Origin of the sequence: Streptomyces sp. 5-10 (assembly GCF_014712245.1) — a bacterium.
Lineage (GTDB): Bacteria > Actinomycetota > Actinomycetes > Streptomycetales > Streptomycetaceae > Streptomyces > Streptomyces violaceusniger.
In genome coordinates this window covers 1-13,612 of the sequence record NZ_JACVYG010000075.1, presented here as the reverse complement: position 1 = coordinate 13,612, position 13,612 = coordinate 1, and the positions used below count along the sequence as shown (strand labels likewise).

General features: G+C 69.6%; 8 protein-coding genes. 4 read left to right on the top strand and 4 right to left on the bottom strand.

Going from position 1 to position 13,612, the window contains the following annotated elements; genetic code table 11:
• Positions 1-33: 33 nt before the first annotated feature.
• From IEJ02_RS43835 to ngcE, 3 genes are all read right to left on the bottom strand, one after another.
• A complete protein-coding gene (locus IEJ02_RS43835) occupies positions 34-981 on the bottom strand; it encodes a carbohydrate ABC transporter permease (RefSeq protein WP_174890214.1) in 948 nt (315 codons plus the stop codon).
• Positions 982-1,042: 61 nt separating this feature from the next.
• The gene (locus tag IEJ02_RS43830; RefSeq protein WP_191069893.1) at positions 1,043-1,960 is read right to left on the bottom strand and encodes a carbohydrate ABC transporter permease; all 918 of its coding nucleotides are present in this window, start codon (positions 1,958-1,960) and stop codon (positions 1,043-1,045) included.
• Between the two features lie 58 nt (positions 1,961-2,018).
• Positions 2,019-3,455 carry an N-acetylglucosamine/diacetylchitobiose ABC transporter substrate-binding protein gene (ngcE, locus tag IEJ02_RS43825; protein WP_191069892.1) on the bottom strand — a complete coding sequence of 479 codons (1,437 nt, stop codon included), beginning with the start codon at positions 3,453-3,455 and terminating at the stop codon, positions 2,019-2,021.
• A 342-nt stretch (positions 3,456-3,797) separates the two neighbouring features.
• Here ngcE and IEJ02_RS43820 point away from each other — a divergent pair, with 342 nt between their 5' ends.
• The 3 genes from IEJ02_RS43820 to IEJ02_RS43810 all read left to right on the top strand — a co-directional run bounded on the left by IEJ02_RS43820 (position 3,798) and on the right by IEJ02_RS43810 (position 8,984).
• The gene (locus IEJ02_RS43820) at positions 3,798-4,331 is read left to right on the top strand and encodes a hypothetical protein (protein WP_191069891.1); all 534 of its coding nucleotides are present in this window, start codon (positions 3,798-3,800) and stop codon (positions 4,329-4,331) included.
• Positions 4,332-4,544: 213 nt separating this feature from the next.
• Positions 4,545-8,402, top strand: coding sequence for a GH92 family glycosyl hydrolase (locus IEJ02_RS43815; RefSeq protein WP_191069890.1), 3,858 nt, complete (start codon positions 4,545-4,547; stop codon positions 8,400-8,402).
• A gap of 18 nt (positions 8,403-8,420) precedes the next feature.
• The gene (locus IEJ02_RS43810; RefSeq protein ID WP_223865422.1) at positions 8,421-8,984 is read left to right on the top strand and encodes a PIG-L deacetylase family protein; all 564 of its coding nucleotides are present in this window, start codon (positions 8,421-8,423) and stop codon (positions 8,982-8,984) included.
• 86 nt (positions 8,985-9,070) lie between these two features.
• On the opposite strand, the gene IEJ02_RS43805 is transcribed toward IEJ02_RS43810, so the two are convergent.
• Complete coding sequence (locus IEJ02_RS43805; protein ID WP_191069889.1) at positions 9,071-12,352, bottom strand: GH92 family glycosyl hydrolase; 3,282 nt, start codon at positions 12,350-12,352, stop codon at positions 9,071-9,073.
• 231 nt (positions 12,353-12,583) lie between these two features.
• Between IEJ02_RS43805 and IEJ02_RS43800 the strand changes: the two genes are divergently transcribed.
• Positions 12,584-13,465, top strand: coding sequence for a GNAT family N-acetyltransferase (locus IEJ02_RS43800; protein ID WP_191069888.1), 882 nt, complete (start codon positions 12,584-12,586; stop codon positions 13,463-13,465).
• Positions 13,466-13,612: the final 147 nt, after the last annotated feature.

Here is a 13,612-nt window from a genome sequence, read left to right as displayed (position 1 = left end):
ACGGGGCCGTGAAAAGCGCTCCGGCGGGTGCCCCTATTTGAGCGCGCCCGCGGTCAGACCCGCCTGGACCTGCCGCTGGAAGAGGATATAGACGGCGAGGACGGGAAGCATCGCCAGCACCAGACCGGCGAAAAGCGCCGACCAGTCACCCTTGTACTGCTGGCTGGCCGCGAGCTGCACCAGACCCTGGGTGAGCACCCGCTTGTCCTCATCGGTGTTGAGCACCGTGGGCAGCATGTACTGATTCCACTGCCCGAGGAAGTTGAAGATCCCCACGCTGATCAGCCCGGGCTTCGCCATCGGCAGCATGACCTGGAAGAACGTCCGGGTATGGGAGGCCCCGTCGATCAGGGCCGCCTCCGCGACCGAGGACGGCAGCGTCTTGAAGAACGAGGTGAGGAAGAAGACCGTGAACGGCAGCGAATAGGCGATATAGACCAGAATGAGCCCATGAAAGGTGTTGAGCAGGCTCATGTTCTTCATCACGAAGAACAGCGGCACCAGCGCCAGGATGATCGGAAAACTCATCCCGCCGACGAACATGAAGTAGATGAACCGCTTTCCCGGGAATTCGAAGCGGGCCAGGATGTACGCCGCCATCGAGCCCAGCAGCATCGTCCCGATCAGGGAGCAGCCCACCACCAGGATCGTATTGAGGAAGAAGTCGCCGATGTTCGACTTGCTCCAGGCCCGGGTCCAGTTGTCGAAGTGCAGGGCCGAGGGCAGTCCCCAGGGCGAGGTGAAGATCTGCTTGTCGGTCTTGAGGGAGCTCATCACCGCCCACAGCAGCGGCAGCGTGACCAGGAGTCCCCAGACCACCAGGATGCCGTGCGAGAAGACGTTGAGGACCTTGCCCTCGCTGCCGATCCGGCCCTCGGGGGTGAACCCCGGCGGCGGCTGCTTGCGGACGGGCCCGGTGGCCGGTGCCTCGTCCTCCTTGGTGACGCCCGGGAGCTCCGAGGGCTCTGCGTGCGAGGTCACTGTGGTACCCCCAGGTCGGCGGTCGGGCGGCGGTGGCCGGGTGCGGTCGGTGTGATCGGCATCAGTACTCCAGCCGTTCGCGCCGGCCGAGCCTGGTCACGATGACCGCGAAGATCAGGGTGACGATGAGCATCGCGACGCCGATCGTGGTGGCCCGTCCGGCCTGCCCGTCGTGGAAGGTCTTGGTGTAGACGTAGTAGCCCATGACCTGGGTGGAGTCGGCGGGGCCGCCCGGCCCCACGGTCATGATCTGCACCACGGCGAACGCGTCGAGCGCGATGATGCCCATATAGATCCAGCCGGTCTGGACCGTGTCCCACAGCAGCGGCAGGGTGATCCTGAAGAAGGTCTTGACCCGGTTGGCCCCGTCGAGCAGCGCCGCCTCGTAGAAGTCCTTCGGGATGGAGCTCATCCCGGCGGAGAAGAGGACGACGTAGAAGCCGACGTTGCTCCAGACCATCACCGCCATCAGGCACCACAGCGCCAGCTTCGGATCGGCCAGCCACTCCTGCTGGAGCGAGTCCAGGCCGACTCCGTCGAGGAAGGAGTTGATCGCGCCGTTGCGCGGGTTGTAGGTGAACTGGAACAGCAGGGCGACGATCGCGATCGACAGCACCTGCGGGAAGAAATAGATCACCTTGTACAGGCTCGACCCGCGCACCCCGGAGATCGCCGCGTTCTTACGGCCCCGGCCGCCCACATTGAGCATGAAGGCGAAGAAGAGCCCGAGGCCGAGCGTCACCAGCGGCACCACCAGCAGCAGCACGACATTGTGCCCGACCGCTTTCCAGAAGAGGTCGTCGTGCAGCAGCCAGTTGTAGTTCTTGAACCCGACCATCTGGAAGTCGGAGCTCAGGCCCGTCCAGTCCGTGAACGAGTAATAGATGGCCTGGACGAACGGCGAGATCACGAAGACCGCGTAAAGGATCACCGGCAGGGCCAGGAACCCCGCGATGAACCGGTACTTCCCATGCTGCATTTCTACCGACCTCGGTCTTCCCCTACGGATAATGCCGCCGGCGACGCGTGAAGCGGCATCAGACGTGCTTGTACTTCTTGACGGCGTCGTCCTTGGCCGTGTCATCGGCGAACTTCTGGCACTTCTTGATCGTCTCGGCGGGGGTCATCCGGCCGGCCATCATCTCGCCGAGCGCGCCGACGCCGATCTGCTGCTTCTGCAGCGTCACGTACCAGTCCTGGAGCCGCGGGTTGACCACGTTCTTGCCCGCCTTGGTCAGCGCCTCCTGCGCCGACGACAGGCCCGGCGGCAGGGTGAGACCGTCGGTGCCGCCGTTGAGGGAGGAGAGCGAGGAGACCTGCTTGATGAAGTTCTTGGTGGACTTCTCACCGAGCATGATCCGCAGCAGCTCCATGCCGCCCTGGGGGTTCTTCGCCGACTTCGGGACGATGAAGGGCTCACCGCCGGAGGCCCACAGGGTGCCGAACGGCATCTTGTCGCTCTTGTCCAGGCTGGAGGGCGCGGCCACCGCCATCTGGAAGTCCTTCGGGGTGGTCTTCTTCGCCTCGTTCTCCACCCAGGAGCCGTTCGGGATGAACAGCGCCTTGCCCTGGTTCCACGCGGTCTGGGACTCGATGTGGGTGAGGCCCGGGGTGCCCTTGAGGATGTAGCCCTTCTTGTAGAGCTCGTAGTACGCCTCGAAGGCGGCCTTGACGGCCGGGTGCTTCCAGGCGTTCGGCTCCAGGTTGTCGATCGAGTCCAGGACCTCCCGGCCACCGATCTTGGCGATGAAGGGGTAGAGGCTGAACGGCAAGTAGTAGGGGAACTTGCCGGGGTAGGTCCAGCCCGCGATGTTCTTCTTCTTGGCCTTCTCGCAGACCTTGAGCATGTCGTCCCAGGTCTCGGGGTACTCCACGTCGAGCTTGGCGAGGTTGGTCTTGGAGTACCAGACGCCGTAGACGGTGTAGGCGTAGTAGAGGATCCACACCGGCTTGCCGTCGAACTGGCCCATCTCCACGACACCGGGGCGCAGCGTCTCGCGGACCGTCTTGTTCGGGTCGTCGAGGGAGGGCGCGTCCAGCAGCGGGGTGAGGTCGGTCAGCTGGTTCTTCCCGACCAGGGTGCCGAAGTCCATCTGCTCGGCGCCGGAGTTGTCGACGAGGTCCGGCGGGGTGCCGCCGTTGAAGCGCGGCTGGAGGACGGTCTGGATCTTCTGGGTGGCGGAGTGCTTGATCTTGCCCTTGGCCTTCGGGAAGGCCGCGGCGTACTCCGCCTCGGCGTCCTTGGCGTACTTCTGACCGAAGCCGCCGTCGAAGATGACGACGTCGAGCGCGGCGCTCTCGTTGACCGCGAGCGGGTTCTTGGCGCTCTTCTTGCCCTTGTCGACCTTCTTGGAGTCGTCGTCACCGCCACTGGCACAGGCGGACAGCGCGCTCATCGCCGGCACGGTGATCAATCCGAGCGCCGCCGAGCGCTTGATCAGATCGCGACGGCCGACATCTGAGGTGGATCCCATGCTCAAGTCCTCGCCTTCGTCAGGACTCAGGCGGTGTAACGGTCTCCCGTACATGCTCGCCTCCGGCGAGGGGCCCCGACACCGCGGGTCAGTTGAAGCGTCAAGCGGAGTATTGCTGGGTGTACGCCGGGGAGCGCGGATGACCCGCCGAGGCCCTCCGATATGGGCCGCGGTGCGGCCTTCCCCCTGGGGCGACAGGTATAGTCCACTGGGCCTCATATGGGCAAGATCGAGAGGTCATCGGGTATCAGTCTTTCCCGAGTTGAGACCTGCCCGACATACCGTAAGGGGAGACATGCCGCGCGGCACGCAGCCGTGCGCGCTCCCCGAAAGGCGGTTCCCGTGTCCCGGAAGCAGCTCACCCTCGCCACCAGCATTGTCGTGACCGCGACACTCGCGGCCACCGCGGGGTGCGGCTCCGGCAGAGGGGGCTCGTCCGCCGGGGACAGCAAGGGCGGCGCGGCGATCGGCAAGGGCATGGCCCAACTGCCGGTCGAGCCCACCCAGGCGCCGACCGAGGAGCCCACCGACGACCCCTACGACGACCCGTATGACGAGCCGTCGGACTCCCCCACCGGCGGCTCCGGCCTGGTCACCCCGGACGCCAAGATGGGCACCTGCGGATGGGGTTCGGACGGCAAGCCCTACGCCAATGTGAAGATCAGCAACTCCGGTTCCGGCACGGCCTACTACTCGCTGCTGGTCGGCTTCGTCGACAGCTCCGAGGAGGTCGTGACCACCGGTGTGGAGTCCGACGCGCCCGTGGCGGGCAACACCGAGAAGACCATCAAGGTCACCGGCATCAAGGCGGACAGCTCCCACACCGCGAAGAAGTGCCGGCTGTCGCTGGCCACCAAGTCCGGCAGCGCGGGCTGACGACACGCCAGGAGCGACCCCAAGGGGCGCACGGAATCGCCCCCATGGCCGCGGGCCGTACCACCGTCGGCGGTACGGCCCGCGGCGTACCACCCGCCGCACGGGCGCCCATTGAGCGCTGTCCGCATCCTTGACACCACCCTCCCCCTGCCTCCCTACTTATCTCTGCCCGACCCAGTGGACAACGTTGTCAGACTCGTTGAGAGGCTGAGTATGCGACAGAGACGACCCCAGAGACGATGGCGTGGGATCGGACGGTCGGCCGCCCTGGTGGCGGCCGTCCTGCTGGCGGTGACGGCCCAGGGCGGCGCGGTCGCCGCCCCCGCCGGCCCGGACTCCACGCACCACGCCGACCGCACCTTCGCCTCGTCCTTCGAGTCGGGCGATCCGCAGCCCGACTGGCGGAACGCGGTCGAGACCGGCCCCGACGGCAAGAAGAAGGCGTCGGGCGTCGACGGGGGCTACTCCTCCGGGATCCCCGGCAATGTCACCGACAAGGTCACCGAGGTCCGCGCGAGCGGGGAGAACACCGACGGCGGGGAGATCAAGGAGAACCTCGTCGACGGCGAGGTCACCAGCAAGTGGCTGGCCTTCGACAACACCGCCTGGCTGGAGTTCGACCTGAGCGAGCCGGTGAAGGCCGTCCGCTACGCCCTGACCTCCGCCAACGACGCCTCCGGCCGGGACCCGAAGGACTGGACCCTCAAGGGCTCGGCCAACGGCTCCGACTGGACGACGCTGGACACCCGCAAGGACGAGACCTTCTCCTCGCGCCAGCAGACGCGGGAGTTCTCTTATCGCAACTCCACGGCCTATCAGCACTTCCGGCTGGAGATCACCCGCAACGCCGGGGACGACATCCTCCAGCTGGCCGAGGTGCAGTTCGCAAGCGGCGACACCGCTCCGCCCGCGCCCTCCGACATGCGCGCCCAGATCGACCGCGGCCCGACCGGCTCCCCCACCGCCAAGGCCAACGCGGGCTTCACCGGCACCCACGCCCTGCTGTACGCGGGCACCCACAAGCCGGACGGCCGGGCGTACTCGTACAACAAGGTCTTCGACGTCGACACGGCCGTCACCCGGGACACCCAGCTGTCCTACCGGATCTTCCCGTCGATGCCCGAGACGGATCTCGACTACCCGGCCACCCACGTCTCCGTCGACCTCGCCTTCACCGACGGCACCTACCTCAGCGAGCTGCCCGGCGCGGTCGACCAGCACGGCGCCCGGATGAGCCCGCAGGGCCAGGCCGCCTCCAAGACGCTCTACGTCAACCAGTGGAACCACAAGGAGTCGCGGATCGGCGCGGTCGCCGCGGGCAAGACGGTCGACCGGATCCTCGTGGCCTACGACTCCCCCAAGGGCCCCGCGAAGTTCCGCGGCTGGGTGGACGACATCGCGATCGCCCCCAAGGCGCCCGAGAAGCCGCTGAAGCACCTGTCGGACTACGCTCTGACCACCCGCGGCACCAACTCCAGCGGCAGCTTCTCGCGCGGCAACAACTTCCCGGCCACCGCCGTCCCCAACGGCTTCAACTTCTGGACGCCGGTGACCAACGCGGGCTCCACCGACTGGCTCTACCAGTACGCCCGCGCCAACAACGACGACAACCTCCCCACCATCCAGGCGTTCAGCGCCAGCCATGAGCCCAGCCCCTGGATGGGCGACCGGCAGACCTTCCAGGTGATGCCGTCCGGCGCGGCCGGCACCCCCGACGCCGGGCGCACCGCCCGCGCGCTCCCCTTCCGCCACGAGAAGGAGACCGCCCGTCCCTACTACTACGGGGTGACCTTCGAGAACGGCCTCACCGCCGAGATGGCGCCCACCGACCACGCCGCGGCCCTGCGCTTCACCTATCCGGGCGAGGACGCGAGCGTCATCTTCGACAACGTCAACAACGACGGCGGGCTGACCCTCGACGCCGAGCACGGCGTCGTCACCGGCTACTCCGACGTCAAGAGCGGAGGGTCCGCGGGCGCCACCCGGCTGTTCGTCTACGGCGTCCTCGACACCCCGGTCAGCGCGAGCGGCAAGCTGGACGGAGGCGGCGGCAAGGACGTCACGGGCTACTTCCGCTTCAAGCCGGGGAAGGACCGCACGGTCACCCTCCGGCTCGCCACCTCGCTGATCAGTGTCGACCAGGCGAAGACCAACCTCGACCGGGAGCTGCCCGCGTCGCGGTCGTTCGAGCAGGTCAAGCGGGCCGCACAGGCGGAGTGGGACGACATCATGGGCCGGGTCGAGGTCGAGGGCGCGGACCGCGGCCAGCTCACCTCGCTCTACTCCAGCCTCTACCGGCTGTACCTCTATCCCAATTCCGCTTTCGAGAACACCGGGACGGCGGCGAAGCCCCGCTACCAGTACGCGAGCGCCTTCTCGCCGGCCACCGGGGAGAACACCCCGACCCACACCGGCGCGAAGATCGTCGACGGCAAGGTGTACGTCAACAACGGCTTCTGGGACACCTACCGCACCACCTGGCCCGCCTACTCCCTGCTCACCCCGAAGCGGGCGGGCACGATGGTCGACGGCTTCGTGCAGCAGTACAAGGACGGCGGCTGGATATCCCGCTGGTCCTCGCCGGGCTACGCCGATCTGATGACCGGCACCAGCTCGGACGTCGCCTTCGCCGACGCGTATCTGAAGGGCGTGCGGTTCGACGCCGAGGCCGCGTACGAGGCGGCGCTGAAGAACGCCACCGCCGTGCCGCCCACCTCGGGCGTCGGCCGGAAGGGCATGTCCACCTCGCCCTTCCTCGGCTACACCAGCACCGAGACCCATGAGGGGCTGTCCTGGGCGCTGGAGGGCTATCTCAACGACTTCGGCCTCGCCAACATGGGCAAGGCCCTCTACGCGAAGACGAAGAAGGCCCGCTACAAGGAGGAGTCCGAGTACTTCCTGCACCGTGCGCAGGGCTATGTCTCGCTCTTCGACGACAAGGCGGGCTTCTTCCAGGGCAAGGACGCCAACGGGAAGTGGCGTGTGCCCTCCGACACGTACGACCCCCGGATCTGGGGCTACGACTACACCGAGACCAACGGCTGGGGCTACGCCTTCACCGCGCCCCAGGACAGCCGGGGCCTGGCCAACCTCTACGGCGGCCGCGCGGGCCTGGCCAAGAAGCTGGACACGTACTTCTCCACCCCGGAGACCGCCTCGCCCGAGTTCAAGGGTTCCTACAGCGGCGTCATCCACGAGATGACCGAGGCGCGGGACGTCCGCATGGGCATGTACGGCCACAGCAACCAGGTCGCCCACCACGCGACGTACATGTACGACGCGGCGGGCCAGCCGTGGAAGACCCAGGAGAAGGTGCGCGAGGTGCTCTCCCGCCTCTACACCGGCAGCGAGATCGGCCAGGGCTACCACGGCGACGAGGACAACGGCGAGCAGTCCGCCTGGTACCTCTTCAGCTCGCTGGGCTTCTATCCGCTGGTGATGGGCGGCTCGGAGTACGCGGTCGGATCGCCGCAGTTCACCAAGGTCACGGTGCATCTGGAGAACGGCCGCGACCTGGTGGTCAAGGCCCCGCGCAACAGCCGGGCGAACGTGTACGTCCAGGGCCTGAAGGTCAACGGCAAGGCGTGGAACTCCACCGCGCTGCCGCACTCGGTGCTCGCCAAGGGCGGCACGCTGGAGTTCGCGATGGGCGCCAAGCCGTCGGCCTGGGGCACGGGCGCGAACGCCGCGCCGTCCTCCATCACCAAGGACGACAAGGTGCCCACCCCGCGCCACGACCTGACGGTCCCGAGTGGCGGCACGGCGCTGCTGGACAACACCTCGGGGACGGAGGCCACGTTCGAATCGGTCGACCTGCCGGTCACGAAGCCGGGCCGCGCGGTCCAGTACACCCTGACCTCGTCGGACCGTGCGAAGGCCCCGACCGGCTGGGTGCTCCAGGGCTCTCAGGACGGTGCGAAGTGGCGGGACCTGGACCGGCGCAAGGGTGAGTCCTTCACCTGGGACAAGCAGACCCGCGTCTTCTCGGTGCGCGAGCCCGGTACGTACGAGCACTACCGCTTGGTGCCGGACGCCAAGTCGACCCTGGCGGAGGTGGAGCTGCTGAGCTGAAGTGAGCTGAGCGTTGCGGTGAGGGGCGCGGGCCGTGGCCGGGAGTTCACCGGCCACGGCCCGCGTGCCAACACGGCGCGGCGTGGCGGGCCCGCCCACCCGCCCCACCGTGCGGCGGAACGGCTGGCCGCGATCCTGCGCGAGGAGGACGCGGCGATGCTGCTCACGTACGACGCCAACGGCGGCTACGGCCACCGCGACCACCTCAAGGTCCACGAGGTCGGCCACCGCGCCGCCGAACTGGCCAAGACGCCAAGGGTCCTTGAAGCGACGATCCCCCGTGACGCCGTCGAGCGCCTGCTACGCCTCGCACAACTCCTGCGCATCCCCCTGCGCCACGACCCCGCCGAGCTGACCAGCCGCTTCAGCCCCCGTTCGGCCCTCACCCACCGCTACGACGTACGCCGCTACGCCCGCCAGAAGCAGGCAGCCCTGGCCGCCCACCACTCCCAGGTGAACGGGACCGGCCGGATGAATCCCGTCATGCGACGAGTGATCCGGCTACCGGCCCCGCTCTTCGGCCTGCTGCTGGGCCGGGAGTGGTACATCGACGCCTCCCCCTCCCGGCCCGCGCAGCGCTAACCGTCGACGGAGATCTCTCGTGCGGAAAGACGAGGGCAAGTGCCGGTGGCACTTGCTCTCGTTTCACTCGATCGTGTGCGCCGGACTCAGCCGCGGGCGACCGCGAAGACGTGGAGATCCGCGTTGTCGGGCAGGGTGACGCTCTTGATCGTCTTGCCCTCCGGCGCACGGAACGCCTTCGTGGCGAAGATGTAGGCGTCGACCACGTCCTTGTCGCCGCCGCTGATGTTGCGGTACGGGGTCTTGGCGACGGTCACGTTGCCGTACTGGACCGTTCCGCCGCCGCCTCCCACCGTCCAGTCGGTGAAGGACAGGTCCGCCTCGTCCGAGCTGCCGTCCGTGTAGGTGACCTTGGCGGTGGCCTTCTGGTTGCCGTTGACGGCGCTGCCGATGAAGGACATGGCGGTGGAGGCAGGGAGGGTGATGGTCTGGCCGTCCGCGGAGGCGTTGTCGGGGCGGCCGGACGGGGAGGCGGGCCAGGTGTAGTCCAGGCCCTGGGTGGTCCCCTTGGCGCCCGGCTCGAGGCCGGCCGCGGCGAGGGCCTGGCGGGAGTAGCTCCAGCCGCCGCCGTCGTAGTCGCCCTCGTCGTGCTCGCCGGCGTCCTCGGTCGCGCCGACGTTGTTGTACGCGGCGAGCAGCGAGCCGGGGGCGGCCACGGTCAGCGTGATCGGCTGGACGACCTCGGTGCCCTCGCTGGTCACCGTCACCTTCGCGTCGTAGAAGCCCTCGGCCGTGTCCTTCCCCGCGCGCAGGGAGATCTCCGCCGTGCCGTCCGGGTCCACCGTCCCGGAGGCGGGTGAGGCGGTGATCCCGTCGGGGGCGTCGGTGGTGAAGCGCACCTCGGGGCGGTCGCCCTCGCTGACCGGGACGGCGGCCACCTTCACGGTCAGGCTGTCGCCCGGGGCGAGCGTGCCCGTGGTGGGCCCGACCCCGATCTGGTACGGCTGCTCGCCCTCGCGGAAGGAGGGCGGGGCGTCGGACGGGGCCGAGCCCCAGGCGCGGTCGGGGGCGTCGGACAGGGTGTAGTCCAGCGTTCCGCCGTGCGTCACGAAGGACTCCGGCAGCCAGGGGCGGTCGCTCGCCCGCCCGTTCACCTTCAGCGCCTGGACGTACGGCGCGCCGGGCGCGGCCTGCGGGGCGCGGATGGAGATGTCCCGGCCGCCGCGGTCGATCTCGATCCGCGGGAAGAGGGGCGAGGCCAGGACCAGTTCGGCGCGGGAGGGCACCTGCGGATACATGCCGAGGGCGGAGAAGACGTACCACGAGGACATCTCGCCGAGGTCGTCGTTGCCGGGGATGCCGTCGGACTTCGTGGTCCACAGCCGGCGCATCGCGGCGCGCACGGTCTCCTGCGTCTTGTACGGCTGCCCGGCGTAGGCGTACAGATAGGGGACGTTGATCGACGGCTCGTTGTCCAGCTCGGACTTCTCGCCGCCCGCCCCCGTGAGCGCCCAGCCCCCGTCGGCGTCGTGGAAGAAGGCGTCCAGACGCTTCACCGCGGCGTCCTTACCGCCCATGGCGGCGAAGAGACCGGCGGGGTTGTGCGGGACCATCCAGGTGTACTGGGCGCTGGTGCCCTCCACGAAGCCGTTGCCGGTGGCCGGGGTGAAGCCGGTGACCCAGCTGCCGTCGGCCTTACGGTTGGCGGCATAGCCGCCGGTCTCCGGGTCGGCGGCGGCGTTGAAGGTGTTCTGCCACCACTGGGCGCGGCGCGCGAAGGTCTCGGCGGTGTCCTTGCGGCCCGCGGCCCGCGCCAGCTGGGAGAGGGCGAAGTCCGCGCCGGACATCTCCAGGGTCTCGGCCGCGCCGCCCCAGGCGTTGGAGACGGACGGCATGTAGTGCAGCTTCAGGTACCTGTCGAGGGAGGGCCGCTGGCCGACCGACATGATGGGCTTGCCCGCCGGGCTGAGGTCCTTCTCGGTCGGCTCGGTGGCCGCCTTGACGAGCGAGTCGAGGGCGGCGTCGAGGTCGAAGTCGTCGCCGCCGAAGGCCCGGATCCCGGCGAGCGCGGCGGCCGACGGGTCGCCGTTCATCACATGCGTCCCCGAGGCGCCCTGGAGCCAGCGGTCCCAGACGCCGCCGTTCTGCCGGGCGAGGTTCAGCAGGGACTGGGCGATGTCCGAGCCCTTGTCCGGCTCCAGCAGGGTGAGCAGCTGGAGCTGGGAGCGGTAGACGTCCCAGCCGGAGAAGGTGCCGTACTGGGCCCGGTGGCCCCGGCTCACCCGGTGCACCTCGCCGTCGCTGCCCCGGTAGCGGCCGTCGGCGTCGCTGATGACGTTGGGGTGCAGCAGCGAGTGGTAGAGCGCGGTGTAGAAGGTGGTGCGGTCCGCGTCCGCGCCGCCGCCGACCCGGATGGCGGACAACTGTCGCCGCCAGGCGTCGTACGCGGCGCTCCGCACCTGGTCGAAGCCGCGCCGCGGCGGGTTCTCGGCCGCGAGGTTGGCCCGGGCGCCCTGGTCGCTGACGTAGCTGATGCCGACCTTGACGCCCACCCGGCGGGTGCCCGGGGCGAATTGGAGATAGCCGCCGGAGCCCTTCCCGGCCACCGGGCGGCCGTCGGTGCCATAGCCGCCGGAGCCGCCCTCGGCGCTGGTGGTGCCGGGCCGCAGGGTGCCGTCCCGCCAGGTGCCCTGGGTGGTGAACGGGGTGTCGAACGTGGCGGTGAAGTGCAGCGTGTAGTAGCTGCGGCGCCCCTCGGGGTCGAGGTAGCCGCAGAAGTTGCCGCTGGTGACCGAGCCGGAGACGGTGCGGTGCGCCGGGTCGATGGTGAGGTCGGCGCCGGTGCTGCCGACCTCCGAGGAGGAGGTGCGGATCAGCAGGGAGGCGGTCTTGCCCTCGGGGTAGGTGAAGCGGGCCGAGCCGGTGCGGGCGGTGGCGGTCAGCTCCGCACCGGCGCCGGAGGCGAGGGAGACCTTGTAGCGGCCGGGTTCGGCGGTCTCGTCGGAGTGGCTGAAGTCGGAGGCGTAGACCTGGTCCTTGGTGTCGGCTGCGGGTGAGGAGGTGACCTCGCCGACGTGGGGGAAGAAGGGGATGTCGCCCGCGCCGCCGGCACAGCCGGTGCCGGACATATGGGTGAGGCTGAAGCCGCGGACGCGGGTGGCGTCGTAGTGGTAGCCGCCGGGCGCGGCGGTCCGGGTGGCGTCGCCGCGGGTGTTCTCCGGGCTCCACGACAGCATGCCGAAGGGCGCGACGGCGCCGGGGAAGGTGTTGCCGCCGGCCGAGCTGCCGATGAGCGGATCGACGTACGCCGCCGGGTCCTTGACCAGCGTCGGCGCCGGGGCGGCCGACGCGGGCGCGGTGGCCGCGGTGGCGAGGAGCCCCGCGGTCAGGGCCGCGGCCGCCAGGGCGGCCAGGGGTCTTGAGGGCATTGCGGTCCCACCTTGTTCGGAAGGGCCGCGATCGCCGGGTCGAGCAAGCCGTGGGGACCGTACCGCACGGGGGCCGTCGGCCGTAAGGGTGCGGGGACGGTCTTGACAGGGACACCCGGTTGGCGGCGTACTGATCGTTACAGTCAGCCTGACAACGTTGTCGCGTTCGCCGGTCGAGCAAGCCGCTTCCGCGTACCGACAATCGCCCATCGGACGCGCCATCATGGGCGCATGATCCTCCGCCAGCTACGTGACACCGACGAGGACGCCGAGGCGGCATGGGAGGTGGTGGCCGCCGCCTTCGGGGACTCCGCCGCCCTCGCGGGCAAGGACGGATGGCCGCCGGGGTACGTGGCCGAGGTCCATGAGCGGAACCGCCATCTCGCCCGCACCGACCCGGGCGGCTGCTGGCTCGCCCTGGACGAGGCCGGGATGCCGCTCGGCGTGGCGCTGTCGGCCCGGCGCGAGGGCACCTGGGGGCTGTCGATGTTCGCGGTGCTGCCGCGGGCCCAACGCCAGGGCGTGGGCAGGGAGTTGCTGGCCGCGGCGCTGCTGTACGGGCGGGGGTGTCTGCGCGGCATCATCTGCGGATCGGAGGATCCGCGCGCGGCGAGCACCTACCGGCGCGCGGGGTTCGCGCTGCATCCGGCGATGCGGCTGCGCGGCACGGTCGGACCGGAGACCAAGGAGCGGCTGTCCCCGCCGGACGGCGCGGTGCACGAGGGCGTGGCCCGCCACCGGGACCTGCTGGACTCGGTGGACCGCCGCACCCGGGGCGGCGCGCACGGCGCCGACCACGAACTGCTGCTCACCCAGCGGCGGCTGCTGGTGGTGGACGACCTGGCGGGCAGCGGCTACTGCTACGTCGGCGAGGACGGCAAGGTCGAAATGCTGGCCGCGACCTCCCGGCGGCTGGCGAAACGGCTGCTGACCGCCGCGCTGTTGTGCCTTCCGGAGGGCGCCGACGCGCGGGTGCCGGGGCTGACGGCCGAGCAGCAGTGGGCGGTGGACGTGGGGATCGAGGCCGGGCTCGAGCTGTCCACGAGCGGCTATGTGTGTCTGCGGGGGATGCCGCCGCCGATGCCGTACATCCCTTCGGGGACGTTTCTCTGACCGCGTCTGTAGCTCCCGGGCCGCTCACGGGCCGCATACCGCCCCTCGCCGCTGTCGCCCGGCGCGGAGCGCCGGCGGGCGGCCGCCGCCGAGTGCGGCGGTGGGCGGGCGGCCGCGCTGCGGGTCGTGCGGGCGGCGACGAGGGCG